At 42.6% G+C, this 26379-nt stretch carries 25 protein-coding genes and 1 CRISPR repeat array (1 of these 26 running past the window's edge); of the genes, 1 reads left to right on the top strand and 24 read right to left on the bottom strand.

All coding sequences use genetic code 11. The features are described 5' to 3' along the window. Positions 1 to 588: a CRISPR direct-repeat array (repeat unit 35 nt; unit sequence GTCTCAGTACCGCTAACGCAGTAGACATAGGAATC) (it extends 883 nt beyond the left edge of the window). Between the two features lie 609 nt (positions 589 to 1197). The 18 genes from cmr6 to HPS56_RS10250 all read right to left on the bottom strand — a co-directional run bounded on the left by cmr6 (position 1198) and on the right by HPS56_RS10250 (position 18801). Then, positions 1198 to 2457: a type III-B CRISPR module RAMP protein Cmr6 gene (gene cmr6, locus HPS56_RS10335; RefSeq protein WP_172276214.1), complete on the bottom strand. Its 1260-nt coding sequence runs from the start codon at positions 2455 to 2457 to the stop codon at positions 1198 to 1200. Next, complete coding sequence (cmr4, locus tag HPS56_RS10330) at positions 2454 to 3269, bottom strand: type III-B CRISPR module RAMP protein Cmr4 (RefSeq protein ID WP_172276212.1); 816 nt, start codon at positions 3267 to 3269, stop codon at positions 2454 to 2456. Before cmr4 ends, cmr6 begins: the two co-directional genes overlap by 4 nt. A gap of 24 nt (positions 3270 to 3293) precedes the next feature. Beyond that, complete coding sequence (locus HPS56_RS10325; RefSeq protein ID WP_172276210.1) at positions 3294 to 4388, bottom strand: type III-B CRISPR module-associated Cmr3 family protein; 1095 nt, start codon at positions 4386 to 4388, stop codon at positions 3294 to 3296. Positions 4389 to 4397: 9 nt separating this feature from the next. Further along, positions 4398 to 5804, bottom strand: coding sequence for a type III-B CRISPR-associated protein Cas10/Cmr2 (cas10, locus tag HPS56_RS10320; protein ID WP_253952443.1), 1407 nt, complete (start codon positions 5802 to 5804; stop codon positions 4398 to 4400). A gap of 61 nt (positions 5805 to 5865) precedes the next feature. After that, positions 5866 to 7152, bottom strand: a complete 1287-nt coding sequence (locus HPS56_RS10315; protein ID WP_172276206.1) for a hypothetical protein — start codon at positions 7150 to 7152, stop codon at positions 5866 to 5868. A 9-nt stretch (positions 7153 to 7161) separates the two neighbouring features. Continuing rightward, positions 7162 to 8106: a CRISPR system precrRNA processing endoribonuclease RAMP protein Cas6 gene (cas6, locus tag HPS56_RS10310; RefSeq protein ID WP_172276204.1), complete on the bottom strand. Its 945-nt coding sequence runs from the start codon at positions 8104 to 8106 to the stop codon at positions 7162 to 7164. A gap of 7 nt (positions 8107 to 8113) precedes the next feature. Beyond that, positions 8114 to 8599 (bottom strand): hypothetical protein, encoded by a 486-nt coding sequence (locus HPS56_RS10305; protein ID WP_172276202.1) that lies wholly within the window; start codon positions 8597 to 8599, stop codon positions 8114 to 8116. Continuing rightward, complete coding sequence (locus HPS56_RS10300; RefSeq protein WP_172276200.1) at positions 8596 to 10068, bottom strand: CorA family divalent cation transporter; 1473 nt, start codon at positions 10066 to 10068, stop codon at positions 8596 to 8598. Before HPS56_RS10300 ends, HPS56_RS10305 begins: the two co-directional genes overlap by 4 nt. After that, positions 10065 to 10823 carry a hypothetical protein gene (locus HPS56_RS10295; protein ID WP_172276198.1) on the bottom strand — a complete coding sequence of 253 codons (759 nt, stop codon included), beginning with the start codon at positions 10821 to 10823 and terminating at the stop codon, positions 10065 to 10067. Before HPS56_RS10295 ends, HPS56_RS10300 begins: the two co-directional genes overlap by 4 nt. A 34-nt stretch (positions 10824 to 10857) precedes the next feature. Beyond that, positions 10858 to 11475, bottom strand: coding sequence for an NYN domain-containing protein (locus tag HPS56_RS10290; RefSeq protein WP_172276196.1), 618 nt, complete (start codon positions 11473 to 11475; stop codon positions 10858 to 10860). Positions 11476 to 11992: 517 nt separating this feature from the next. Next, positions 11993 to 13030, bottom strand: coding sequence for a UDP-glucose 4-epimerase GalE (gene galE, locus HPS56_RS10285; RefSeq protein ID WP_172276194.1), 1038 nt, complete (start codon positions 13028 to 13030; stop codon positions 11993 to 11995). A gap of 140 nt (positions 13031 to 13170) precedes the next feature. Then, complete coding sequence (gene rsxA / locus HPS56_RS10280) at positions 13171 to 13770, bottom strand: electron transport complex subunit RsxA (RefSeq protein ID WP_172276192.1); 600 nt, start codon at positions 13768 to 13770, stop codon at positions 13171 to 13173. Positions 13771 to 13774: 4 nt separating this feature from the next. Continuing rightward, positions 13775 to 14359 (bottom strand): electron transport complex subunit RsxE, encoded by a 585-nt coding sequence (rsxE, locus tag HPS56_RS10275; RefSeq protein WP_172276190.1) that lies wholly within the window; start codon positions 14357 to 14359, stop codon positions 13775 to 13777. A 98-nt stretch (positions 14360 to 14457) separates the two neighbouring features. Next, positions 14458 to 15084, bottom strand: a complete 627-nt coding sequence (locus HPS56_RS10270) for an RnfABCDGE type electron transport complex subunit G (protein WP_172276188.1) — start codon at positions 15082 to 15084, stop codon at positions 14458 to 14460. After that, complete coding sequence (locus HPS56_RS10265; protein ID WP_172276186.1) at positions 15081 to 16079, bottom strand: RnfABCDGE type electron transport complex subunit D; 999 nt, start codon at positions 16077 to 16079, stop codon at positions 15081 to 15083. The genes HPS56_RS10270 and HPS56_RS10265 overlap by 4 nt, the downstream gene beginning before the upstream one ends. 7 nt (positions 16080 to 16086) lie before the next feature. Then, the gene (rsxC, locus tag HPS56_RS10260) at positions 16087 to 17439 is read right to left on the bottom strand and encodes an electron transport complex subunit RsxC (protein WP_172276184.1); all 1353 of its coding nucleotides are present in this window, start codon (positions 17437 to 17439) and stop codon (positions 16087 to 16089) included. Between the two features lie 13 nt (positions 17440 to 17452). Further along, entirely contained in the window at positions 17453 to 18343 is an 891-nt protein-coding gene (locus HPS56_RS10255; RefSeq protein WP_172276182.1) for a Fe-S cluster domain-containing protein, read from the bottom strand. Positions 18344 to 18366: 23 nt separating this feature from the next. Next, complete coding sequence (locus HPS56_RS10250; protein WP_172276180.1) at positions 18367 to 18801, bottom strand: SoxR reducing system RseC family protein; 435 nt, start codon at positions 18799 to 18801, stop codon at positions 18367 to 18369. A gap of 183 nt (positions 18802 to 18984) precedes the next feature. Here HPS56_RS10250 and HPS56_RS10245 point away from each other — a divergent pair, with 183 nt between their 5' ends. Next, entirely contained in the window at positions 18985 to 19425 is a 441-nt protein-coding gene (locus HPS56_RS10245) for a hypothetical protein (RefSeq protein ID WP_172276178.1), read from the top strand. A gap of 61 nt (positions 19426 to 19486) precedes the next feature. On the opposite strand, the gene HPS56_RS10240 is transcribed toward HPS56_RS10245, so the two are convergent. Genes HPS56_RS10240 through HPS56_RS10215 form a run of 6 tightly spaced genes read right to left on the bottom strand, consistent with a single transcriptional unit; the run spans position 19487 to position 26370 of the window. After that, positions 19487 to 20170 carry a tetratricopeptide repeat protein gene (locus HPS56_RS10240; protein WP_172276176.1) on the bottom strand — a complete coding sequence of 228 codons (684 nt, stop codon included), beginning with the start codon at positions 20168 to 20170 and terminating at the stop codon, positions 19487 to 19489. Positions 20171 to 20205: 35 nt separating this feature from the next. Continuing rightward, positions 20206 to 21267, bottom strand: coding sequence for a 3-isopropylmalate dehydrogenase (leuB, locus tag HPS56_RS10235; protein ID WP_172276174.1), 1062 nt, complete (start codon positions 21265 to 21267; stop codon positions 20206 to 20208). Between the two features lie 29 nt (positions 21268 to 21296). Next, entirely contained in the window at positions 21297 to 22865 is a 1569-nt protein-coding gene (locus HPS56_RS10230) for a hydroxymethylglutaryl-CoA lyase-like TIM-barrel protein (protein ID WP_172276172.1), read from the bottom strand. Next, positions 22844 to 23434, bottom strand: coding sequence for a 3-isopropylmalate dehydratase small subunit (gene leuD / locus HPS56_RS10225; RefSeq protein WP_172276170.1), 591 nt, complete (start codon positions 23432 to 23434; stop codon positions 22844 to 22846). The genes HPS56_RS10230 and leuD overlap by 22 nt, the downstream gene beginning before the upstream one ends. 7 nt (positions 23435 to 23441) lie before the next feature. Next, the gene (gene leuC, locus HPS56_RS10220; protein WP_172276168.1) at positions 23442 to 24836 is read right to left on the bottom strand and encodes a 3-isopropylmalate dehydratase large subunit; all 1395 of its coding nucleotides are present in this window, start codon (positions 24834 to 24836) and stop codon (positions 23442 to 23444) included. Positions 24837 to 24873: 37 nt separating this feature from the next. Further along, positions 24874 to 26370, bottom strand: a complete 1497-nt coding sequence (locus HPS56_RS10215) for a 2-isopropylmalate synthase (protein WP_172276166.1) — start codon at positions 26368 to 26370, stop codon at positions 24874 to 24876. Positions 26371 to 26379 lie beyond the last annotated feature (9 nt).

Raw genomic sequence — 26379 nt, 5'->3', positions numbered from 1 at the left:
AAAGAAAAATGTCTCAGTACCGCTAACGCAGTAGACATAGGAATCTTTTATTAAATCAAAAAAAAAAAATTTTATGTCTCAGTACCGCTAACGCAGTAGACATAGGAATCAAACACAAAATACAAACTTATTATGAAGAAGACGTCTCAGTACCGCTAACGCAGTAGACATAGGAATCTGTATTTATGAAAAAAGTGGAATTTAAGAAATTCGTCTCAGTACCGCTAACGCAGTAGACATAGGAATCTACATATATGAAGAAGTTTTTTGCAATTATAGCCGTCTCAGTACCGCTAACGCAGTAGACATAGGAATCAAAAAATACTATTATATTTAATTAAAAAAACGTCTCAGTACCGCTAACGCAGTAGACATAGGAATCAACAAAAAAAATAAAAAAAAATGAAAAAAAATTGTCTCAGTACCGCTAACGCAGTAGACATAGGAATCTGTAATCAAACAACTAGTTAAAATGAAAAAAAGTCTCAGTACCGCTAACGCAGTAGACATAGGAATCTTAAAATCAGCTCGCAGTTCGGTCACGAAATCATGGGTCTCAGTACCGCTAACGCAGTAGACATAGGAATCAACAAGAAAATCAATAAGTTACATATTAACATATTGTCATATTTTCTTTGTTGTATTCACCAGATTCCCTTTTAAAATCAATGCTTTGATTCCCCTTGTTTTAAAACTTTCGCAAAAGTAAATATAAAAACTTACATATCCAAACAATTTAAAGTTAAAAAACATTTACCCCACTCATAATCAACATATTAGACATATATAACACCACGCAAATGTTTTAATGTAAAGCCCTGAATTTCCGATTTGCGAATATGCGGTGTCTTTATCCATATATAATACCCTGAAAATCAAAGAAATAGCATTTCCGTTACTTAATATTTTCGCAAATGTATCGCCATAGAACAGTTCTCAAAAGGTTTGCGAACCTTTACACTAAGGCACGTGTCAGACAAGAAAATGTTATATATCTGATTATCTGTCTATTACATAAAATTATAATTTTCGCAAATGTTTTGTGGGATATAGTAATTTTCCATTGAAACATATTGGCAATAAAATATCTTATTAGAACTGTCATAATCAAAGAAAGTATTTTAAATAAGTCAAAGAACACATGGCTGTTAGGCATATAGATAATGTATATATGCCTAACAGTTTCATATTATGTATTTAATCATCACGAAAATGCCCGTACCCTACATTTGTCTTCGCTCCTGCACCGACATACAACAGTATGCTCTTGAACATTTCCATCACTTCACAACGAGTCAGCGACATGCCTTCGGACAACGAAACAACATCTGGAATGATAAACGAAAACTTGAATGTCACTCCAGGACAAACTTTTAATATTTTAATAGGTACAGGGTTTTTCAAAGGATTCTTATGAGGGGTAATGTAATCCGTACCGATAAAATATCCATTATTGTTGTTGACAGCTGATATAAAAGTATCGAGAAATACAACGCCATTGTCTGTCTCGAACAAATTACCGCACAATTTCCGTATATTACCGCACAATTTCCGTATATCGGAATCATAAACTTTAATTCCGTTTTCACTCAATATCTCCTTGACAAAAGAAATACGTGTACTGTCATTGTCAGAATCAGGAAATATACTTCTCAACACGCCCTTTACAGAAGAGCCGGGAATATAAGGCAGTCCTGTTGAATAATCAAACATCATTCCTGTCTTTATATCATCCTTGCTTTTTATTCCATGAGAAAGCCCTGTCCCTATTACCAATCCAGGATATGTAGTGACAAGTGTAAAACTGCAATAACCATCCTCATTTTTAAAAACATCCGACATCTTTTCGGCAAAGCCTTCATAATGCTTGAACTTTGCCTCACATATCATTCTTATTTTCCTTTCAATCAGGTCATCAGATTTACAATAGCCATAATCACGATACAGATCTTTATAATATATCCAGCCCAAATTAGGCTTATTGGAATAAATCCCCATAACACAGTCAACCATATCCTTTTCATTTTCTAATTTGTCAAATAAACCTCTTTTATCACGCCTGCCGTCATCTGGCGTGTACACGCGTATTGCCAGTTTCAATGCAACAAGTGCCTTGCCTATATATCGGTTCCAGTCCGTTTTCCTGTCATCTATGAGATAATGCGTAAGCATGAATTTCTTTTCCTTATCTTTTATTATTTCCAGTTCCTGTAGCAAACATACTATTGCATATATCAGATATGCACGGTTGTTTTCTGCAGACGTTCCTGAAGCCTCGTTGTCATTTTCATAGATAGACAATGCAGGAAACAGTCCTGTCTGTATTATAGAAGCTCCCAAAGAAGATATGTATCCTTTAAATGCTTTCGGATAATTTCCTTCGTCATCCACGATTCCAAACCCAGACGTTTTCAAGGCATTATGGGCAGCCTTTACCCATTCCATGTCTATTCTCATACTTCACATTCCGATATTAATGACAACTTACAATATCCATAACCGACGGTAGCGTTGGCTCCGACCTGTATCAGCTTACCATCCGTATCTTCCTTAAAATTCTTTATACATTTAGATTCTTCTGCCAATACAAAGAAGCGAAGACGACTGAAACGCGGCAGAACCTGCTCATACCATAGATTCCTGTTATTATCCGACAGATTGTTACGGGCAATCACCGGCAGATGGTCGTTGTCACACAGGCGTTTAAACTCATCATCACTGAACAAGACCACAGGCCCGTCTATAAGTTCTCTTAGAAAGGACATTGTTTCTTCGTCAATGTTGCCTGTGAACATGGCCGGCCTACTGCAATCCTCGATGACACTATTGCCGTATTCTTTATCCAAAACTACCGGACCACGGCAGACATGGTCTGTCAGCTTCTTTATATCACAATTGCCGTTAGAAAATTCAAAGAGTCCGCATTTTGATATGTAGTCGTTTATTAGCATCGGGCATGTTCCCATAAGATACGGCACATTGTTGCATCTAACCGGCATGGCTATAAGATTGGCATCAAAAAAGCGCAGTTTTCCGCTTTCATGATTTTGGGTATCAGTAGGCTCGCTACCGAACAGTTCGCGGACATAGCCCTTATCCTTGTCCTTGAAATATTCACGAAGGGCACCTTTTATGCCTGAGGCGTTTATAACGGGAAAATTCGTTGCCGCATCACGCTGTATAAGATTGTCCACAACTCCGAAATTAACCTCTCCATTGCCAACCTGCATATTGGTTACGGCATCCAATTGATAAATATATGCTTTCATATAAGTTTTTTGTTTCTTGATATGTTAAATAAAAATGTTCAGTCCAATGTCTGTCAATGAAGTTTTGGCATTGTTTCTTATTCTGTTGAGCGTATCAGGATCCGCATAGATGACACTTCCTCTCGACTGAAGATGAAGCAGTTTTTCCTTTTTCTTGGGTTCCCCCAATGAGTGCCTGTCCTTTGCCACATTTATCATATAGCGGAACGGTTTGCTTTCTCCCCATATAAAGCGGCATTTGTTTCTTAAATCGTTCTCAAGAACAGCATCTCCCAAAAGCAGCAGACGGTTGTCTTCATGCAGGGCCGAGAACTTTTCATTCCAGTCCACACTGTTCTTCACTGTCATCAGGAACATGGAGCGGTTGCCGCCGAAAGGCACAATGTGACGTTTTGAAATGATGTCCATTATCTCCTTGTCACTTAGGAAATTGTTGTCCTTCAGCTCAACAGTGAAGGCAAAGCTCATCCTGGGATTTAAAAGAACGGTGGTCTGTTTGAAAAAAGCATCCTTCTCGTTTTTTTTCCGCCCGTTCTTTGTTATACCTATCTGGTTAGAGAAGGTGAACAGATCTTCTGTAGATTTGATTCCGTTTGTACCATACCAATACTTGTATGTATCATACTTCTTGCTGTCATATCCGTTGATTACAGGCAGACTGTCATTTGAGGCAGAATCTGAAAACGAACACCGGTTTTTGCCGTTAAATTCCACTTTCATTCCGTTGTCAAGAATCTTTGGCGTATAGGACACTTTCCCGTCTGCTTCATTGCGCTCAACTCGTATCATTTTGTCAAGAGGCATTGGCGTATAGAAATCATTTCCGTCTGTAATAAACACCGGTGATACACTTTTTATTATCCCGTAATCAGCATCCGCACCGAAATCGAATCCCTTCGGACCAATAAGCCGCGTTACCAGCTTTACATCATCTTGACTATAAGAAAGCAGACCTTTCCATCGCAATATGCAATAGCGCATCAGCCCCAATACGGCAGAGGCCTGCGGCATGACATTCGACTTTACCAAATAATTCTGTGCTGTTCCCGCTTCTCCAAAGGTAACCTCACCTCCGAAGAAATAGCTGCCCAAGGGCTTTAATTCTATTAGATATTTCATAGCTATAGTCTAATTCTTACTGATTATCAATTCTACATAGCGCAACAGAGCATGAAGCAGTTCTATTGATTTTCCCTTGTTGCCGTCAGGATAAGTGCATGAGGATATTATCATAAACTCATGGAATTTCTTTATAATTTCCGTATGGTCTGTGTGTGAATCATCATCAAATGTAGCCTTTATGTAATTCTCTAATTGCTGCTTACTATTTTCATTTGCCAACACATCCGATATCATATCCTTATGCAGCAGCAGATAGTGGCTGAAAGAATGGAGGAACAAACCGTTGTCTCCCGTATACCCGAAGAAAGACATTATTTCCAATGCCTTGTTGAAAACGTCCATATTCTCCTTTGCAAAGACCGAACCGACAGACTGGCCGCTATGCTTGCGCATGTTCCAGCATATACGGTTGCGCCCGCTGTCCTTGGCCTTGCCCAAAAGTTCTTCTGAAAGCTCCATGGCCTCCCGCATCGGATGCTTATAATAAGCTATAGACACACCGTAGGAAAGCGTGGGAACATCTAGGCCGTTCTGTTTCAGCATGTCCTTTATCTGTTCCATCTCATTATTGAAAGCCTCGTCTGTATCCTTAATCAACTGGAATACGGATGAAACGGGAGCAATGAACAGGATATCGTCGCCACCGGCATAGATCAGGCGGCCTCCGGCATTTTCCACAGACTCTCTTATTTTAATATTGAACGACAACAGTCTGCTACTGAGTTCTGTTCCGAGCTTGCTTATGGCCTTGCCTACATTGTCTCCGTCTGCCGAAATATATGCCACATATTTATATCTTGGCATAAGCTCTGAAACCTTACTGCTGTCCAACAGTAGATCTTCTATTGTTATGAGCTGTTTCTCCACAGCTTCGTTTGCAGACATCTCTATAAGTGTGTCAAAAATCCGCTCACCTTTTGCATTCCCAATTCCAAACGCATCTTTTATAAGCAGGCAGCTCTTGTTTATATTTTCAAAGTATTCGGCAAGATAATTATGCTCCTCCGTCACAGGATATATATCCATGCATTCCATGCCGGCAAGATATCCCTGACATTTGTCAACGGCATTCTCGTCCGGTTTCATATCGTTTATCTCACATATATATATCTTTATGGTCTCTTTAAGATATTGACATATATCCGCCTTGCCGTACTTTCCGTTTAGAGTAGCCGCAATGTCAATAGCCAGGGTATGGAACACCTCATCACGTTTCCTGAGCAGACCTTCATAGTCATCCTTCTCCGCAATGAAAACATACTGGTCAGGAAAACGCCCCACCCCGTCCTTTATGTCAAACATCTTATCTGAAAGAAGAGGCTTGAGAAACTTTCTTCCTGCCTTATAGACATCCGTTACAAGACTCTTTCCTATATAAGACATGAAATAGCTTGCAGCCCAAAATGATTTCATGCTTTTCGTGTAAGACATTATCCTGCCTATAGGGCCTAAGGTAATACCTATATATTGTTTTTTATTTTCCGACATACTTTACAAGTTTTCTAAAGTTTATATTTCCAGATTCCTTATCCTTACCGAATATTTCTAAAACAATATCTTTTATAAGATTCTCATTTCTCCTTTCTCTATCGAACACTCCTATTTTTTTTGTTTCATCTTTACAGTTCTCTATTATGAAATCAAAATATCTCTCCAATAAGAAGTCCGGATAAACATGCATATCCTCCATTGTCTTTTTCTTATTATTACATTCTGCTGTAATTCTGAACATTACAGTTTCTTTTTTTTCGTATGTTTTTATCCCGTCTATCTTTGAAAGATATAGATATATCATATATTTACCGTCCACATATACAGGGCGATACAATATTGGCGACTTAAAACGCCCTACACCACCTTTGACACAATCAATAGAGACAGATGTCCGATAGCTTCCCCATGACTGTATCCCGGAAAGGCCAAGCGCATCCCTAAACAAATACTTTGATTCCCTATAACTTTTCTCTTTTTCAAACTGCTTCTCACGCTCCTCCCTCATGCTTTCTCTTTGTTTGTATCTGCTTAATTTTTTATTATCTTCTTTCATGGAAAGATGTTTGTAAAGAGGATTGAACATCTGGAAGTTATAGCGTATAACAGGCTTGTCCCATGTTTGTCCAAGGCTTTTTGCATAGAAAAACATAAATGACTTGTAATAATTGTTGTTTTCATTTATGCCGCTCCGTATCATTTTATGAAAGTAATGAATATACCTGAACATTTCCGGATATTCGTCTTTGGCCATATTCTTTGTCTCAAAGCAATAGCATGCGCCTGACTCATCGAAAGTCTTTGACTTTGGATAGAATGCCCCGAATCCCTTGTCCTGACGCGTGCCGAATGTTGTCTGTGCAAAAAAAACGTTTAGATATCCCGATATTTCATCCAGCAAAGCTGTATCCAATGAAAACACCCGCATCTTTATTCCATTTGGATAAAATACCAGTTTTTTGGGATGCTCTGCCCTCACATTGCCGAAGAACAACGGATACAGATTCTTTTTCTTGGAATTTCTATACTTATCATTACGCTCTTCCTGACACGGCATCTTCTTTTTCTCCCCTATTGCCTCAAAACTCATTTTATAGTTGAACGGAGGCTCTACACCATCTTTCTTTCCGTTCTTTTCACGCATTTCGGCAATAAACCTGTCGAGTTTAGGCTTTACTTCCGTGGCACGCAAGCAACATCCCTGCTCGTCCGGCCGGAAATGCCACATTGGAGTCTGCTGCTCCAGTTCTATTGTTATACAGTTTTTCATATATAGTTTTTATTTATATTCAACACCAAAAGTACCCAAACCGAAATTTATGTCATTTCCGACTCCGAGTTCAGAGGCGAAACTGACAAGCGGAACAAAGCGTGAATCCACATTTCCATATACCATCGTACCGCAATAGCCGCACATCACATACACGTTACGGGCATCCATACGCGGAGTGCTGTGACGTTTCTCATAGCGGATATCGGCACTTAGAAGCATCGCATCGGATGCCGTACGTATGAAAGTCTCTATACGCTCCTTTATTTCCTTTGGATTCATGTCCTTCACATTGTCTGTATAAAGAATGTTCAGGGTGACAAGACGATACATTATCGAACGCACGAACTGATAGAAGGAAGGAAAACAATTCAGCTTACCCTGATATCCTTCATGATTTCTTTGTGACGGACGGTTTATAAGATTAACCGGAGTTTTAAACTCCAAAGCCAGTATCACATCATTCCTGTTGTCCGTTTCCAAATTAAACAGGGGCAATGTGCGTCCTCCCATACACTCTGTTATGCCTGTCAAGCAAGAAGGAACTGGCGGTGTTCCCCATCCCTCTGAAAACATAATCTTAAGAGCCTCTGCAAAAAGAGGGGCTTTTTCCGCACACTTTCCGATAAGTATCATGCCAAATGAATAGGTCTTATTTTTCTTTACCGTGAAACCACCCTTAAAAGGCAATGTGCTGCAATCAAACAGGAATCCTTTTGGAAAACCGCCTGCAAGATGCTTATACAGACTATGACTCCCGGGTAGAGGAAGAGTGTCGAGCCACTGGCGCAATGAAATCCCTGGTTCCACAAAGACATTCTCGGCAGAATATAAAAACCTGTTACGCAGCACCGCCCCGCTCCATGATGACACACTGATATCATCTGCCGGCTTAAAACAAACCTCAAATCTATGATAATACAATCCTTTTACCAACTCAAAAATTCCTTCCATCTGATTATCATGCTTTCCGGTTAATGTTAATATTAAGTTTGCGCAGCCTTTTATATTCAGACTTCACCTTGTCAAAGTCACTTACAGGCATTTTATTCGCCCTTGCCCATTGCACAAGCATCGAGTCATGAAAAAGCTGCAGCTCATCGTCTGCGATATCTGTATTCTCTGCAGACGGATTTTCTTTCTTTTCCTGTTTCTTCTCAAGTTCCTCTATACACTGCCGCATTTCGGAAACTGTTCTCTGCATGCTCTTTAAATCCCGTTGGAAGTTTTCGGCCTGCTTTTTATTTTCCTCTTCAATAGTTTCCATCTTTCTCTTGAAATGCAGATATCTATGATTTATATATGGCATAAATATAAGCAACGAAAACAATACGGCTATCACGATACACCTCATGGTAAAGGTTTCAAAGGTGTCATAGTCAATACATGCAAGAACCACAATGCCTATGATTATGGCTAAATAACATTCTACAATTTTCCAGTTCATAATCTTTTCTTTTTATTATAAATTACCAATAACGAAGCTATCACTCCGACAAAAATCAACAGGCATTGCCACTTAAATGACTCTTGCTCACCCGTCACAGCCTCTATACTGTTCATACCCCAAAAACCTGTAATGACAGAAACGGGAAGAAAGAACGTCGCAATATCATTAAGCCGTGTGGCTTTCTGGTCGCGGCTCCTGTCTTCTTTCAGTGACACATACTGATGCAGCTCCTCTATCTCATTGTCCAAGTCGTGTATACATTCATCCATATTCAGGAAAGAATGCAGCTTATGATACAGTTCTATACCCTGATCCTGTGCCGTGACATCACGGAAATATACGATATTTATGAAACGGATATATTCCTTGTAAAGTGAGCTGATACGTTCTGAAATAACGCCGACCTCCTGGTTTGACAAATTGCTTACCCTTGTAACCTCGTCAGAGAAACACAGCAGGGACGCACGCTGTACGAGCACCAGTTCCGCCATCCTGGCATATATTGTCTGGAAACATTCTAAAAGATGGTCGGGAGCACTGCTGTTCGTCAAAAGCATGAATGAATATCTTGTAACACCATATAAGGATGAATACTTCTGCCATCTCGTATATGTATGGGAATCAAGCAATTCTTTTTTCATCCTGTCATTCTGACAAGTCTCAAAGCTCCCGTCTATAAATAAATATTTATACCAAAACGATGAAAAACCATCTGCCGGATTCATATATGCCTCATCATTTTCCGTAAACATATCGGCAAGCTTGTCATTCTTATACCACGAGGCCACAAACATACGGTCGTCTATAACAGGTTCGAACACAATATTGTCCGCAAGCTCCATTATAAGTTCATTTACAAACGAAGCAGGTTTCCATGAGTCATCAACGGAATATGAACTGAAATCATCTTTATACTCCTTGACAGGCCAAAGTCCTTCTATTCCGATAGATTCACTCAGCTCATACCTGTTTTTTATATCGTCAAAAAACGGAGGCATAATGCGTCTGCCATACTGGTTTATCCGCAATATGTCATCCGGTTCTTTTTGGCTGCTGTCATCATTTCTAAGATAAAAAGACAGAAAACCCACACCCGTTGCATACAGGTTTATATTCATTGCATCAACAGCAAGCGAATAGGGCTTTGCCCGTCCTTTCACCTTTATAACATATCTCACTTTGTCGGACTGCCTCGGTTCGTCACGCTCAAAATGATATATCATGGCAGAGGAACTTCCGTCTGCTTCATCATAAAGTATATTATGTACAAACTTGTAATAATAGTTTTTTTCATTATACAAACTCTTAAGCTCGTCATAATTGACTGGTTCCTGTTGCCGTATCCAGAAAGAATCATTACGGATATTTATCTTTGCAAGGTCTGTCTGCTCTGAAAACAGCAGTTCTTTACCATTATATAATTTCCACTTAAACGGAAAATAGAAGATATGATAGCTATATGTCATATAAACAATATTTTAATTTCATCAACAATTCGTTTTATATCGTCAGCCGTAAAAACACCTTTCACCATTCCCAAATATCCGTTCTCACCTCCACCGTAATACATCTTTCGCTCGTTTATATAATCATGAAACATGTTTTTCAGTTTTGCGGTGCCCTCTCCATAGAAAACCAACTCATCCTTTGTATAAATCAAAAGATTTTTATATGGATATAAACGGTCGCATATCGGTGAGAAAGCCGATGACAGGGCATTCACGACAGTCAGGCTTCCATATTGTGACTTTCCTTCAATTGCCTTAACGGCCAACATCTCATCATTCTCGGTAACACCCTGTGCCTTACGGTCGGCATACCGTATATGCTTAATCTCAGCCTGTGTAGCTCCTTCATCAATCATTCCCTGAATATAATGAGCATCATTTGCCGAAACCAGTTTATGATATCTTTCCATTGGTATATTTAGAATTCCCATTACCTGCTCAATGGAAGACGGTCTGTGTGCATAGTCATTATGATGATCTATGCGCACATAGTTGCACGGACACCCGATATCCTCCTGCAATTCCACACCATATATTATATATCCCGACCGGCCTCCAAACTCATCCAATTCAGTCTTATACCGGCTCAGATATGCTTCATTCCAACTTAGACAGCGGTCTCGGAAACTTATATCATTCTCTTTCAGAATACGGCTGATTGTTTCCATTTCCAGATCATTTCCGCCTAACAGAAACATCTTCTTGTCATTCATAGGCGCAAGAATTAAAAAACGGATTTACAGAATTTCAACGGCAAAGTCTGTTTACCAGTTCTTTGTCTTCCTCAGCAAGTTTTCCGATTTCTATATGAGTGGCGGCCTCTTCCCTAAGGAGCCTTGCCGTTGAAGTGGTGTCTCCGGAAGAAACATCCCAGGTCAGCAATACCGTATGTATCTTCAATGCTTTCAGTTTACGTAATAACATCTCGTGGTCGGCATCTCCGGTTATCAGCACCACATAGTCAAACTTACGGACGATAGACAGTTCATAAGCTTCCAATGCAAACCATACGTCTATGCCCTTTTCCACCACAGTGATGTTTCCGTCTTTCTGCAACTCTCTCAAATGCTTGTAATGGAATATCACATCATTTTCTATAAGAGAGTCTTCAAACTTTCTCTCACTGAAAAGAATATGCTTGCTGTTTGCCTCCCTGACACGGTAGCGGCCACGGAAATAATGACTTTCAGTAATCTGGCAGTCACGTATCCGAGTGTTGCTCATTGTTCCGACTTGCTCACGTATGAAAACCATCAACTCCGATATATCTATGCTCTTGGACAAATATTCTTCTAAAGACTGGTTTATTTTTGCAAAATAACCGCCATCGATAAAAAGTCCTATAGACTTATATTCACTGTTCATAATTGTAATATACTGTTTTAGGTAACCATATTCTGTTTTTCACTCTCAAACGGATAATATAATACATTCCCTGTATTCCAATACATTAATTATCCTTGGCAAATATACGGAAAAATATTGAACATACAACACAAATTGATAAAAAATTATCCCCCGATTCTCATCGGGGGATAATAACAACACAAACACAAAATAAAACACAGTCGCATGTATAAAGACGACCGGTTCTCGTTTTTATATTCAATTTAAAACTACCTGCACAATAATAAACGCTTTCATTAAGCAGAATGAGCAATATGAAATATCGTATCCTCAACGATGTAGGGACATCGCTTTGCGATGTGTACAATGTCAGATTTGAAAATCATATATTCCACGTATCGAAGGTCCCTGCCTACATGTCGGATGAAAAGCCCCTCCGACTCCCCGAAGGGGAGAGAATGGATAAGCCTAATGAGCAACATCAAGCTTACTTGAATATTGTCACGGCAAGAAAAAAGGCAGGTTGAAATTCAACTTATTGTATGCCTTCTTCACGTAATTTCTTCTGCCAGTTCCATGCTGAGGCCAATGTGTCTTCCAAAGATGTCTCGGCATGCCATCCGAGCACATCATTCGCTTTCTTCGGATCGGCCCATACTTTCTCAATGTCACCGGCACGGCGTGGAGCATAAGACCAATTTACCTTCACACCTGTAGCCTTCTCAAAAGCATCGACAAGTTCCTTAGTACTAACACCCTTTCCTGTACCCACATTGAACACTTCCAATTTATCGCTGTCCGTATCAAGCACACGTGCCATTGCCTTTACATGCGCCTTGGCAAGATCGACAACATATATATAGTCGCGTATGCATGTGCCGTCAGGAGTATTGTAGTCGTTTCCGAATATCCTAAGCTGCTCACGTATGCCCATTGCGGTTTGAGTAACGTATGGGATTAGATTCATCGGCACACCGTTGGGCATCTCACCTATTATAGATGTAGGATGTGAGCCTATCGGATTAAAATAGCGTAACAGAATTGCCTTTATTGCAGCTCCGCTGTTTATATAATCACGGATTATTTCCTCATTTACCTGTTTTGTATTTCCGTAGGGACTTTCTGCCGGCTTAATCGGAGCCTTCTCTGTGACAGGAAGATTTTCTGGGTCCGGCTGTCCGTATACAGTACAGCTTGAAGAGAAAATAATGCCTTTCACGCCATATTGAGGCATCAGCTCCAACAAGTTTATAAGGCTTACAAAGTTATTGCGGTAATAGAGAAGAGGCTTCTCCACGCTTTCACCTACAGCCTTGCTTGCCGCAAAATGAATTATACCCTCAATATCAGGATATTTTGCAAAAACACCGTTCAAAGCCTCTTTATCGCAACAATCCACATTTTCAAAATCAGGACGTATGCCGGTTATTTTCTCTATTCCGTCAACAACACTTGCCTGAGAATTTGACAAGTTGTCTACGATAACGACTCTGTATCCGGCATTCTGTAGCTCTACGGTGGTATGGGAACCAATAAATCCGGTTCCTCCTGTCACTAATATTGTTTGTTTCATTAACTTATAATTTTAAAATGTCTATATGAATAATTGACCATGCAAAGATAATAAATTAAAGATATAAAACAAATAAAAAGGTAAAAAAACTGTTTCCAGTTCTTTTACCTTTTCATTTTATATATTTATTACCATATCGGTTATAGTCCGAATACAGGCTTCAGACCTCCGTCAACACCGGAGAATCCCATAAACGCAAGACTGAGCAAGCCCGCGGTGACAAGTACTATCGCCATTCCCTGCATTCCCTTAGGGATGTTTACAAGCTCAAGCTGTTCGCGTATACCGGCAAATACAGTAAGGGCAAGTCCGAAACCTATGGCCGTAGAGAAAGCGTATACCACGCTTTGAACAAGCGAGAAGTCCTTCTGTATTACAAGAATCGCGACACCAAGCACGGCACAGTTTGTGGTAATCAACGGAAGGAAAATGCCCAATGCCTGGTAAAGCGCCGGAGATATCTTCTTCAATATAATCTCAACAGCCTGAACAAGTGCGGCAATGACAAGAATAAAGGCTATTGTCTGAAGATACTGAAGCCCAAAGGCTTCAAGCACATATTTCTGCACCGCATAAGTTACGATTGTCGCAAGCGTAAGAACAAATGCCACGGCACCGCTCATGCCTAAAGCCGTATCAACTTTTTTGGATACTCCAAGGAAAGGACAGATACCGAGAAACTGTGACAGGACTATATTATTTACAAATATAGCTGTTATAAATATCAATATATACTCCATATTATTATGCCTTCTTAAAATTGTTTACCAATGCAATGAGGAATCCCAGTGTGATAAAAGCTCCCGGAGGAAGAACGAACAACAGGATGTTGTATGTTTCAGGCAGAAGAATGATTCCAAAAAGCGAACCTCCTCCAAGCAACTCCCTTGCCATACCGAGAACGGTGAGGCCGAGAGTAAAACCAAGCCCCATACCTATTCCGTCAAACAGACTCTCCAACGGCCCTTTCTTGCAGGCAAAAGCCTCGGCACGTCCGAGAATAAGGCAGTTGACAACAATGAGTGGAATAAAAAGTCCGAGAGACTCGTTTATGGCAGGCAAATATGCCTTAAGACACATTTGCAATATTGTAACAAAAGAAGCTATTACAACCACAAATACCGGTATTCGCACCATATCCGGTGTGATGTTCTTTATAAAAGATATGACAACATTTGAACATATAAGAACAAACATTGTGGCCAATCCCATAGACAGACCGTTCATTGAAGACGTGGTTGTGGCCAATGTCGGACACATGCCAAGGAGCAGCACAAAAGTAGGATTCTCCTTGATGATGCCGTTAGTTAATATCTTTACGTAATTCATAAAAACTCTGATTTTATTTTAAACGATGTTTTCAATAAACGCTTCACCTCAGCATAATCAAAACATATTTTGCTTCTGCATCCGGCTTGCGGCTTATTTCATTTCTTACTCTGTCTTGTGGCTCCGCTCTGACCGTCAACATCCTGTTTCGCATAAGCGCCGTATGCCTGATTCACAGCCTTAAGAAAAGCACGGGTGGTGATGGTAGAAGCTGTAATGGCATCAACATCTCCGCCATCCTTATTTACGGTGAGAGGTTTTGCGGCATCCATCTTACGGCCTACGATGCAGCCTTTGCCGCCCTTCTGAAACCATTTATCAGCCTTTGCGCCAAGTCCCGGCGTCTCTGCTGTCTGAAGAATGGTATAACCGAGAATTGTTCCTTCTGCGTCAAATCCCACAAGCACTTTCAAATCGCCACCAAAACCTCCGGTTGTGCTTTCTACAGCAGCTCCAAGGAATCTGCCACTGGCATCGTTAACCTTATGGATTACAAAAGTCTGTTCCTTTCCGTCAACAATGCTCTTCATTTCGTCATTGGCAGTAACTGTGAGCTTATCCGTTCCCATCACATTCTTGATGCCATTCGCAAGAGCCTGTTCGTCCTGTTCCCTTATCGGGCCTTCTGTCACATGATTAACCCATGCCAGCAGTCCTCCGGTGATGATTGCAACCGCAACCAACACCATTACCATATTAGACAGTGATGATTCTAACTTTTTCATTTCTTTACTACCTCCCCGAAACGTTTTGGTTTAATATAAGTATTGATAAGCGGAGTAAACGCATTCATAATCAATATTGCGAATGACATTCCTTCCGGATACGCGCCCCAGTTACGGATTACGATTGTAAGTACGCCTATTGCGACACCATATACGATCTGTCCTTTCGCACACATTGGAGACGTTACATAATCTGTTGCCATAAATATTGCTCCAAGCATCAGACCACCGCTCAATACTACAGCAAACGGATCTGCATAAACCGGGTTCGCAAAGTGCATGGCGGCACTTATCACAAATACAGTGGCTATAATACTTACAGGGATATGCCATGTGATTATTTTCTTCCAAAGCATGAATGCCAGACCGACAAGTAGAGCCAGCGCACATACCTCACCTATTGTTCCGGCACCTCCCATGGCATTGTTTCCAAGAAGAAGTTGCAAGGAATCCGGTAGCCTGTCGAGAAGAGAGGCGTCACCCGTCTTGATGGCTTCCTTCATGACGCTGAGCGGAGTGGCGCCTGTTTCTGCATCAAGATAGCTTGTCAACTGTCCCGACTTAGGCCATGATGTCATCTGTGCAGGAAAACTCACCAACAGGAAGCAACGGCCTACAAGGGCAGGATTAAAGATATTGCACCCGAGACCTCCGAAAGTCATCTTACCCACTCCAATGGCAATCAATGCTCCGATAAGTATTATCCATACCGGAAGATTCGACGGAAGATTAAATCCTAAAAGCAAACCGGTAAGTATGGCAGAGCCGTCACAAACCGTAGTGACAGGATTCTTCAGCATATACTTGTTTATTGCCCATTCAAAGAACACACAGGCCAACACACTTGTCGCACATACAACTACAGATCCAAGGCCGAAATAGAAGAATGACACAAGCAACGCCGGAAGCATCGCCGCAATCACTCCGTACATGTTTCTCTCCACTGTGTCTGTTCCGTGCGCATGAGGCGACAATGAAACTATTAATTTTCCCATTTTCTTTCTACTTTTTTGCATTGCGGGCTCTGATGATGCCCATTACTGTTGATTTTCCATAGCGAACATTATCGAGGATAGGACGGTGAGAAGGACATGTAAACTGGCATGAACCGCATTCTATACATGAAACAATCTCTTCCTGTTCCGCCCTTTCAAACATTTTCTTTGCCGACAGTGTGGCAAGAAGGAACGGCTCAAGTCCCATAGGACATACGCTCACGCACTTTGCACAACGTATACATGGCTGTGCCGGCTTGCGCTTCGCCTCATCACCGCTGATAACGGTAACACTGTTCGTGCCCTTGCATACCGGCACTTCCGTATTCATAAGTGCCTTACCCATCATCGGACCACCGGCAAGCAACTTGTTGTCTCCCTCCGGCATACCACCGCACAAATCTATAAGTTCCTTCATCGGAGTACCCATACGCACAAGGAAGTTGCCGGGTTTGGCCAGTTTCTTGCCTGTAACAGTGGTATAACGCTCAAACAGCGGCTTATGCTTCATGACTGCCTCATAAACGGCATAGGCCGTTCCTACATTCTGGACAATAGCACCGACATTCACAGGAATGGCCGGCGGAGCCGGAACCTGACGGCCTGTGACAGCGTCAACAAGCTGTTTCTCGCCACCCTGCGGATAACGTTGTTTCAACGGGACAATCTCGATACGGCTGTCACCGGCAGTCTTCCGTTCGAACAACTCTATAGCCTCAGGCTTGTTGGTCTCAATACCGATATATCCTTTTTCAACTTTGGCAGCCTTCATCAGCAGGTCAAGCCCTACAAGAATCTCATCGGAATGCTCCATCATGAGACGGAAGTCGGCGGTGATATACGGCTCACACTCCACAGCATTGATAATCACGCATTCGGCCTTTGCCGTAGGAGGAGGACACAACTTTATGAAAGTAGGGAAACCGGCTCCACCCATACCTGTTACACCGGCAATCTTTATTCTCTCCACAATCTCCTCAGGAGTAAGTTCCGGATGTGCGGCAAGGGTCTCCAACTTGTCTGAACGATCAATGGTTTCTTCCCATTCGTCACCTTCAACATTGATAATTATTACAGGTTTGCGATAGCCTGTAGCGTCGATTACGCTGTCTATCTTAAAAACAGTACCGGATACGGATGAATAGACAGGAGCCGACACAAAACCTCCGGCTTCTGCAATCATTGTACCGACCTTCACCTTATCCCCTTTCTTCACAATAGCCTTTGCCGGAGCACCTATATGCTGTGACAGAGGAAATATGGCCTGTTTTGGCAATGGAGCAGCCACGGTGGCAATATCATGCGAAAGTTTATTCTCTTCCGGATGTATGCCTCCAATACTAAATGTTCTTATATTCATCGATTAAGCCTCCTTATTTTCTGATTCCACATTTGCCGTCACCGCAGCCTGTCCCGCACTTATCAGCCTTGGGCTTCGGAGCCGGGAAATTAACGGCCTCGATAGCATGAGTAGGACAGACATTGACACACTTGCGGCATAAACGACACAGATTAAAGTCTATGTACGACAAGTTGCCTTCAACCTTAATTGCACCGAACGGACATTCTTTCTCGCATTTTCCGCAACCGATACATGAAACCTTGCACGCTTTCATTGCAGCAGGTCCCTTGTCTCTGTTCATGCAACTTACATAAACGCGGCGTCCTTTAGGACCTTTCTTGCGTAATTCAATGATATTGCGCGGACAAGCTTTCACACAAGCGCCACAAGAAGTACACTTTTCTTCATCAACCTCCGCGATACCTGTCTCAGGATTGATATAAATGGCACCGAACTGACACGCCGACACGCAATCGCCACAACCAAGACAACCATACCCGCAAGCTGTCTCACCGGCCCCGCAAGCATTCATAGCCGTACATGTGCGAAGACCTGAATACTCTGAAACCTTCGGACGGTTCTCACACGTCCCGTTACATCTTACAACAGCCACCATCGGTTCGCTGTTGGCGACAGCCATTCCGAGCAGGTCGGCAACTTCACCCATAACGGCAGAACCGCCTACGGGGCAAAACAATCCGTCGATACTGCCTGCATCGGCGCCCTTGACAAGAGCATCCGCCAAGCCTCCACAACCCGGAAAGCCACAACCGCCACAGTTGGCACCGGGAAGCAAAGCGGCAACTTCGCCCAACCTGGGGTCTTCCTGAACGGCAAATTTCTTGGAAAGCACATAAAGTACTATAGCCGCAACAAGTCCTATTGCGCCAAGCACTATTACTGCAATAACAATGAAACTCATAATTTTTTTATAATTTGTTTTAGTTAATAATTGTCTGAATGTTCAACCGTAAAAACAAGTTCACGCTTAAGTCTGTCACGTAAAAAATACAACAATATGTAATAAAGTATAAGTCCGATGGGAGACACCAACACGCCCAAATCCCAATCATTATATAGCCTCGCAACAACAAAGCCGGTCAATGCCATTATAATCAACGGCAAGACAAAGGCCAGAAAAACAGAATGCCGGAATATATTTACAGAGGCTCCTACAACAACTTTTTCGCCAACCTTAAATGAGCCTGCGTCACGATTATGAGCGTCTATGATTTTTATTTTCTTTTCTGAGGCATTGCAATGGCCTGACAATTTGCATGACGCACAGGCTGAGGTCTGTACTATACGCACACTGACACAATCTCCGTCAACAGCTGCAACGACACCTGAATGTGATATTCTGTATTCCTTGTTCTTCATTACAATAAGTCAAATTTGCAATCTCGACTTTACAATGCAAAGGTAATACTATCTTTCCAAAACACAAATAAAATTCCTTTTTTTTTAATAAAAACCCCGTAATCGTTTGCAAGTATACGAATCTTTTTATACTTTTGTAAATGATAAGACACATGCCATTTCTAATATAAAAATACACAGTTTATGAAAGCAACGGAACAGACATTGCAACAGATTACAAGGACTATCGGCAAAGTCGCCGACAAATTTCCGTCTGAGGCAGAACCGACAATTCTTACGGACATCCATCTTAGAGCCAATCAGGAGACAGGAGAGCTTGTGGCTTTCGATGATGATGACAAAGAAATCACACGTTCTGTTATAGAGCAATGGATAGACAACAAAGATGACAATTTCTATGTCTCTATTGTAAAGTCTGTAAGGAAATGTATAGAAGCGCAGAAAGCTCTGGTTGATGGAATGGCTATAATCAAGCCGTTCAGCTTTATTCTCGAAAATGAAGACAAAGAGAATGTTGCGGAACTGTATCTCGTTGATGATGATACGATAATCATTGATCCAGAACTTATGGAAGGACTGGATGACGATTTGAATAAATTTCTCGAAGATCTGCTGAAGAAATAATATTGTCTCTTCATGCATGACGGCAGGCACTTAAGTGCCTGCCGTCATGCATGAAGAGTGATTACAATTTCATAATCCTTGCCTCCCACTCTTTCAATAAGCCTCTCGACACACCTTTCTTTACAAGCAGCCTGAACACTTCCATGGCTTCGGCTTTCTTTTTGAGCGCAATCAGAACATCAAGTTTTGAAAGCAACAGGTCGGCATCATCCGGTGAAAGCGCTATTGCCTTGTCGAAATCATAAAGTGCGGCATCATAATTCTTTAGTTCACGCTCAAGAACAGCGCGGCTCACATATACAATACCGCTGTCCGGATAAATCTCAGAAAGACGGTTAAAAAGGTCCATGGCATCAGTCATGCGGTTAAGACGGATATTCACATGGGCAAGGCCGAGCATTGATTCAAAATTATCCGGTACCTTGCCGAGAATATCCTTATAATCACCTGCGGCAAGGCTGTAACGTCCCAATTTTGTCTGGGCATAGGCACGATAATAAAGTGCAGTAAGGTTTTCCGGTTCCTTCCTGAGCACCATATTATATTCCTCCAATGCAAACTCCCATTGCTGCAACTGCATATTTACAGCAGCCTTCTTAAGATGAAGTTCGGACGAATATACGTTTTCTGCAATTTTTTTATTGAGAACTCCAAGCGAATCGCGCCATTGTTGCGGAGATTGAGCCTTTGCGTATGAAAAGCCGAAAGCAAAAGCCACCAATACGCATTTCAGTTTATTCGACATATAATCAATACATTAAACATGCAAACGTCACGGAATCAAGACTTTCTTATATAGTCTACAATCCATTCTCCTACTTCTCTTGTTCCATATTCCATACCGTTTTCAACCTGTATTTCCGGTGTGCGTACATTCGCGTCAAGAGACGCATCGACAGCCTTGCGTATCAATGTTCCTTCTTCTTTAAGACCGAAATACTCGAACATCATCGCCACAGAAAGTATTTGAGCCAGCGGATTTGCAATATTCTGTCCTTTTGCCTGAGGCCATGAGCCGTGTACCGGTTCGAAAACCGGAGTGCTCTCACCGGTGGAGGCAGACGGAAGAAGTCCCATAGAGCCAGAAATGCAGCTGCCTTCATCTGTCAGAATGTCACCGAATGTATTTTCCGTCACCATCACATCAAAGAATTTCGGCTCGGCAATCATCCGCATAGAAGCGTTGTCCACAAACATATAGTCAACCGTGACATCAGGATACAGAGGCTCCATTTCTTTTGCAATCTGACGCCACAATCTGCTTGACGCCAATACATTGGCCTTATCCACGACTGTGAGATGCCGGTTGCGTCGACGCGCATATTCAAAACCGATCTTCAATATACGCTCAATTTCAGGACGCGTATAATAATTTGTATCATACGCCTTGTCATTATCCTGATATTTTTCTCCGAAATACATCCCGCCCGTTAGCTCACGTATGCACACAAAGTCAGCACCGTCAACAAGTTCCGGCCTCAACGGAGATTTGTGCAAAAGACACTTGAATGTCTGTATCGGACGGATATTTGCAAATAGTCCGAGTTTTTTTCTCATCGCGAGAAGTCCCTGTTCCGGACGGACCTTGGCTGTAGGGTCGTTGTCAAATTTAGGATCACCGACAGCTGCAAAAAGCACGGCATCGGCTTCCTTACATATATTATAAGTGTCATCGGGGAAAGGATTGCCGGTCTTCTCTATGGCACTTGAACCGCAAAGCGCTTCCCTGCATTCCACTTTATGACCATATTTATCTGCAACGGCATTCATTACAGCCAGTCCCTGTGACATTATTTCCGGTCCTATTCCGTCGCCCGGTAAAACGGCTACTCTTAAATCCATATAGCTTATTTATTATTCGTATTTAAAATTCAGTTTATCTCTTCTTCTATTAAATTCAGCATTTTGAATGTTGCCTTTATGGCAGCTTCCGTCTGGTCGGCATCAAGGCCGCGTGTCCTGAACAGTTTTTCGCCATTGCGCCATGTGATTACAGTCTGCACAAGAGCATCGGTACGCCCTCCGGGAGGAATTGTCACGGCATAGTTTGCAAGTAAAGGGAAGGTTCGTCCCAGGCAATCCCGGTATATTTTCCGCAAAGCTTTTACAAAGGCGTCATACTGTCCGTCACCTGTTGAATCCTTTTCATATTGCACTCCGTTTATCTCCACCTTCACACTTGCCAGTGGCTTCAGTCCATAGGCGGACGAAACCAGATAGCTTACAAGCCTTACCTTTTCTTCCGGAGCCGAATGTTTCAAGACATCGCTCACGATGAAAGGCAAATCCTCTTGTGTGACAATCTCCTTACGGTCGCCAAGCTCCGTTATTCTCTTTGTCACTTTCCTTGCCTGCTCAGGAGTAAGCTCGAGGCCTAATTCCTTAAGGTTACGGTCTATATTTGCCCTGCCGCTGTTTTTACCAAGAGCGTATTCCCTTCTTCTGCCGAAACGCTCAGGTACAAGCTCATTGCAATAAAGGTTGTCCTTGTTGTCACCGTCCGCGTGGACACCGGCAACCTGAGTGAAGACATTCTCTCCTACAATAGGCTGATTAGGAGCCACGGCTATTCCGGAATAGCCCTCCACCATTCTGCTTATATCATTAAGCCGGTCTTCCGTAATACTCGTATTGGCATGGAACTGGTCTTTCAGTATTACCTGAACACTTGACAACGGAGCGTTTCCGCACCGCTCTCCCAACCCGTTCACCGTTACGTGAAGCCCTTTTGCACCGCTCAGCACCGCGGCAAGAGAATTACTCACGGCCAAATCGTAATCATTATGCGCATGAAAATCGAAATGGACATCAGGATAATGCTTCACCATCTTTCTGAAAAACTCTATCACCTGCAACGGATTAAGAATGCCAAGAGTATCGGGCAGCATAAAACGGCGCACTCCCGAATCACGAAGAGCATCCATCAGCATATATACATACTCGGGAGAGTCTTTCATGCCATTGCTCCAGTCTTCAAGATATATATTTACAGTTATTCCGTTTTTTCTTGCATAGTCAATGGAATGACGTATATCCTCAATATGCTCTTCAGGGGTCTTGTACAATTGCTGGCGGCAATGTTTCAACGAGCCCTTGACAAGAAGATTTAGCACACAGCACCCGCAACTCCTTATCCAGTCAACAGACAGATTGCCGTCGACAAAGCCGAGCACCTCCACCTTTTCTACCATACCTATCTGCCTCGCATACCGGCATATCATGGTCACGGCATCTTTTTCTCCTTCCGAAACACGTGCCGAAGCCACTTCTATCCTGTCGACATTTACATCTTTTAAAAGCATACGGGCTATCATAAGCTTCTCGTGCGGAAGAAAGGAGACTCCGTTCGTCTGCTCACCGTCACGCAATGTGCAGTCCATAATCTCTATAAAAGGCTGTATTCTGCCTTTTGTCTCATTTACCTGTTCCGCTGTTCCCATTCTTCGATTTTATCTTTATTCTGTATAAGATAGTCGATATCATCGAGACCGTTCATCAGACAATGTTTCTTATATCCGTTTATCTCAAAACTTTCAGTATTTCCCGTTTCCTTATTGGTCACGGTCTGATGCGGAAGATTCACCTCCACTTCTGTTTTAGGATTCGCGGCTATACAATCAAAAAGCTCTGCCAGAAATGTTTCTGAAACGACAACCGGCAAAACAAAGTTATTCAATTCATTATTTTTATGGATATCCGCGAAAAAACTGCTTATCACAACCCTGAATCCATATCCGGCAATGGCCCATGCCGCATGTTCACGGCTGGAACCGCTGCCGAAATTCTTCCCGGCCACAAGAATACAGCCTCCGTATTCAGGATTATTGAGTACAAAATCTTTTCTCGGCGAACCGTCCTCATTGTATCTCCAATCACGGAAAAGGTTTTCTCCAAAGCCTTCCTTATCTGTAGATTTAAGAAAACGTGCGGGTATTATTTGGTCTGTGTCCACATTTTCCAACGGCAACGGAACACATGTACTTGTTATTACATCGAATTTCTGTCTCATGATTCTTTCACATTATTGTTCGCGGATCTGTTATCTTACCTGTCACGGCAGCAGCGGCAGCCACAAGCGGAGACGCAAGGATAGTGCGCGCTCCGGGGCCTTGCCTGCCCTCAAAATTACGGTTGCTTGTCGACACCGAATATTTCCCGGCCGGAATCTTGTCATCGTTCATTGCAAGGCAGGCGGAACATCCCGGCTGGCGTATCTCAAACCCGGCAGCGGCAAGAACCTTGTCGAGCCCCTCTTCACGAATCTGCCGGTCCACAGCCCAGGAGCCAGGCACAAGCCATGCCACAATGCTATCGGCCTTTTTCTTTCCTTCAACCAATGACGCGAACAGCCTGAAATCCTCTATACGGCCATTTGTGCATGCCCCGAGAAACACATAGTCGACAGGATGCCCTTCAAGTGTCTCTCCTGGAGAGAACCCCATATATTCAAGCGATTTAAGGAAAGAAGCTCTTCCCGATTCCGGTATGTCTGCAAGCTCAGGAATCGTTTCGTCAATCCCCATTCCCATACCGGGATTCGTACCATAAGTAATTGTTGGTTTGATGTTTACGGCATTAAAGTTCAATTCTTTATCGAATACGGCATCATCACTGCTTTTCAATGTTTTCCAATAAGAGACGGCCTCTTCCCACTCCTTACCTTTCGGGGCGAACTCACGCCCTTTGATATATTCAAATGTTATATCGTCAGGAGCGATAAAGCCACCGCGCGCTCCCATTTCTATAGAAAGATTACACAAAGTGAGCCTGCTCTCCATACTCATATTGCGCACCGTTTCACCGGCATACTCAATAAAAAAGCCGGTAGCACCGGAAGTCGTCATTCTGGACATCAGGTATAATGCCACGTCTTTTGCCGTAACACCCTTGCCCAATCTTCCGTTTATATTTATGCGCATCGACTTCGGTTTCTGCTGAAGAATACACTGCGATGCCATAACCATCTCCACTTCGCTTGTACCGATTCCGAAAGCCACAGCCCCCATTGCACCGTGCGTGGAAGTATGTGAGTCACCGCATACAATAGTCATGCCGGGAAGAGAGAGACCTTTTTCAGGCCCCACGACATGGATTATTCCATTGCTCTTGTCCATCATTCCATAATGAGCAAGACCGAATTCTCCGGCATTTCGTGCCAATGTATCTATCTGCTTCCTTGAAACCGGATCTGCCACAGGTTTATCCTGATCGTGCGTAGGGGTGTTGTGATCCGGCATACAATATATATGTGAAGGCCGAAAGCATTTCAATCCCCTTTTGCGCATACCGTCAAAAGCTTGAGGCGATGTCACCTCATGGCAATAAAGCCTGTCTATATACAACTGCGTGGGACCGTCTTCAATGATCCGGACAACATGCTTGTCCCATATTTTGTCAAATAAAGTATTCATTCCTGTTTTTGTCTTTGTTTTTTATATGATTCTGTCATTAACGGAATTTGTTTATACAGTCGATGTATGCCTCTACAGATGCTGTGACAATATCGGTATTCGCACCAAATCCATAATAAACACTTCCATTATATTCAACCTGCATGTGAACCTTTCCTACATCATCGGAGCCTTTGCTTATTGCCTGAATCGTGAATTCTTTCAGAGACATCTGCTTCTGGATGATTTTCTTCAATGCCTTTATAGCCGCATCTACAGGTCCGTTGCCCGTAGAGGCTTCTTCAAATTTCTGACCTGATATGTCAATACCTATACTCGCGACACTCTTAACTCCCATACCCGTAGTAACCTGAAGGAAATCAAGTTTCACGGCACGGCCTTCAGCGGTATCGGCACCGGCAAGCATCAGAATGTCATCATCGGTAACTTTCTTTTTCTGGTCGGCAAGCCTAAGGAATTTTTGGTATATCTTGTCTACCTTGTCCTCATCGTCTATCTTAACGCCCAAAACACCGAGCCTGTATTTCAATGCCGCACGTCCGGAACGGGCTGTCAACACGATGGAGCTGTCGTCAAGTCCCACATCTTTGGGATTCATTATCTCATACGTCCCGGCATTTTTCAGCACTCCGTCCTGATGTATGCCGCTTGAGTGGGCAAAGGCATTTCTTCCGACAATAGCCTTATTTGGCTGTACCGGCATATTCATAAGACTTGCCACCATCCTGCTGGTAGGGAATATCATCTGAGTATTGATATTCGTATCAATATCAAGTCCTTTATGGCAATGTAATATCATTGCTATTTCCTCCAAAGAGGTGTTGCCGGCACGCTCTCCGATACCGTTGACCGTCACTTCCACCTGACGCGCACCGCTCATCACACCGCTGAAAGTATTCGCAGTTGCCATTCCGAGGTCATTATGGCAATGGGTTGAAATTACCGCGTTATGTATTCCGTTTACATTCTCCATCAGAAACTTTATCTTCTCACCGTATTCCGACGGCAGGCAATATCCTGTGGTATCCGGAATATTCACCACTGTGGCCCCGGCCTTTATTACCGCCTCAACTACGCGCGCAAGATACTCATTGTCGGTCCTTCCTGCATCTTCGGCATAAAACTCGACATCCTCAACATATCTTTTGGCATACCTGACTGCCGCCACGGCACGCTCGATAATCTCTTCACGTGTACTGCCGAACTTATACTTTATATGCGAGTCACTGGTTCCTATACCGGTATGTATTCTCTTATGCCGTGCATATTTCAATGATTCCGCAGCCACGTCTATGTCTTTTTCTACAGCACGCGTCAAGGCACAGATGACCGGCCATGTCACAGCCTTTGAGATTTCAATCACCGAGTTGAAATCTCCGGGACTGGAAACGGGAAAGCCCGCCTCAATAACATCCACTCCAAGCTGTTCGAGTTGCTTTGCTACCTGAATCTTCTCAACTGTGTTCAACTGACATCCGGGCACCTGCTCGCCATCGCGGAGTGTCGTATCAAAAATAAACAATCTTTCACTCATATACCTATA

It is taken from the genome of Xylanibacter muris (genome assembly GCF_013166605.1).
GTDB lineage: Bacteria > Bacteroidota > Bacteroidia > Bacteroidales > Bacteroidaceae > Prevotella > Prevotella muris.
This window is presented reverse-complemented; position numbering and strand designations above follow the sequence as displayed.

What these genes read in the sequence shown, in the direction of transcription:
- HPS56_RS10240 (WP_172276176.1), bottom strand. Translation starts at nt 20,170, where the DNA reads ATGTCGAATAAACTGAAATGCGTATTGGTGGCTTTTGCTTTCGGCTTT.
- HPS56_RS10290 (WP_172276196.1), bottom strand. Translation starts at nt 11,475, where the DNA reads ATGAACAGTGAATATAAGTCTATAGGACTTTTTATCGATGGCGGTTAT.
- cas6 (WP_172276204.1), bottom strand. Translation starts at nt 8,106, where the DNA reads ATGGAAGGAATTTTTGAGTTGGTAAAAGGATTGTATTATCATAGATTT.
- cmr6 (WP_172276214.1), bottom strand. Translation starts at nt 2,457, where the DNA reads ATGAGAATAGACATGGAATGGGTAAAGGCTGCCCATAATGCCTTGAAA.
- leuD (WP_172276170.1), bottom strand. Translation starts at nt 23,434, where the DNA reads ATGAGACAGAAATTCGATGTAATAACAAGTACATGTGTTCCGTTGCCG.
- leuB (WP_172276174.1), bottom strand. Translation starts at nt 21,267, where the DNA reads ATGGATTTAAGAGTAGCCGTTTTACCGGGCGACGGAATAGGACCGGAA.
- HPS56_RS10215 (WP_172276166.1), bottom strand. Translation starts at nt 26,370, where the DNA reads ATGAGTGAAAGATTGTTTATTTTTGATACGACACTCCGCGATGGCGAG.
- HPS56_RS10295 (WP_172276198.1), bottom strand. Translation starts at nt 10,823, where the DNA reads ATGAATGACAAGAAGATGTTTCTGTTAGGCGGAAATGATCTGGAAATG.
- HPS56_RS10245 (WP_172276178.1), top strand. Translation starts at nt 18,985, where the DNA reads ATGAAAGCAACGGAACAGACATTGCAACAGATTACAAGGACTATCGGC.
- HPS56_RS10300 (WP_172276200.1), bottom strand. Translation starts at nt 10,068, where the DNA reads ATGACATATAGCTATCATATCTTCTATTTTCCGTTTAAGTGGAAATTA.
- rsxE (WP_172276190.1), bottom strand. Translation starts at nt 14,359, where the DNA reads ATGAATTACGTAAAGATATTAACTAACGGCATCATCAAGGAGAATCCT.
- leuC (WP_172276168.1), bottom strand. Translation starts at nt 24,836, where the DNA reads ATGAATACTTTATTTGACAAAATATGGGACAAGCATGTTGTCCGGATC.
- cmr4 (WP_172276212.1), bottom strand. Translation starts at nt 3,269, where the DNA reads ATGAAAGCATATATTTATCAATTGGATGCCGTAACCAATATGCAGGTT.
- galE (WP_172276194.1), bottom strand. Translation starts at nt 13,030, where the DNA reads ATGAAACAAACAATATTAGTGACAGGAGGAACCGGATTTATTGGTTCC.
- HPS56_RS10265 (WP_172276186.1), bottom strand. Translation starts at nt 16,079, where the DNA reads ATGGGAAAATTAATAGTTTCATTGTCGCCTCATGCGCACGGAACAGAC.
- HPS56_RS10230 (WP_172276172.1), bottom strand. Translation starts at nt 22,865, where the DNA reads ATGGGAACAGCGGAACAGGTAAATGAGACAAAAGGCAGAATACAGCCT.
- HPS56_RS10255 (WP_172276182.1), bottom strand. Translation starts at nt 18,343, where the DNA reads ATGAGTTTCATTGTTATTGCAGTAATAGTGCTTGGCGCAATAGGACTT.
- HPS56_RS10315 (WP_172276206.1), bottom strand. Translation starts at nt 7,152, where the DNA reads ATGAAAAACTGTATAACAATAGAACTGGAGCAGCAGACTCCAATGTGG.
- cas10 (WP_253952443.1), bottom strand. Translation starts at nt 5,804, where the DNA reads ATGAAATCATTTTGGGCTGCAAGCTATTTCATGTCTTATATAGGAAAG.
- HPS56_RS10325 (WP_172276210.1), bottom strand. Translation starts at nt 4,388, where the DNA reads ATGAAATATCTAATAGAATTAAAGCCCTTGGGCAGCTATTTCTTCGGA.
- HPS56_RS10270 (WP_172276188.1), bottom strand. Translation starts at nt 15,084, where the DNA reads ATGAAAAAGTTAGAATCATCACTGTCTAATATGGTAATGGTGTTGGTT.
- rsxC (WP_172276184.1), bottom strand. Translation starts at nt 17,439, where the DNA reads ATGAATATAAGAACATTTAGTATTGGAGGCATACATCCGGAAGAGAAT.
- HPS56_RS10250 (WP_172276180.1), bottom strand. Translation starts at nt 18,801, where the DNA reads ATGAAGAACAAGGAATACAGAATATCACATTCAGGTGTCGTTGCAGCT.
- HPS56_RS10305 (WP_172276202.1), bottom strand. Translation starts at nt 8,599, where the DNA reads ATGAACTGGAAAATTGTAGAATGTTATTTAGCCATAATCATAGGCATT.
- rsxA (WP_172276192.1), bottom strand. Translation starts at nt 13,770, where the DNA reads ATGGAGTATATATTGATATTTATAACAGCTATATTTGTAAATAATATA.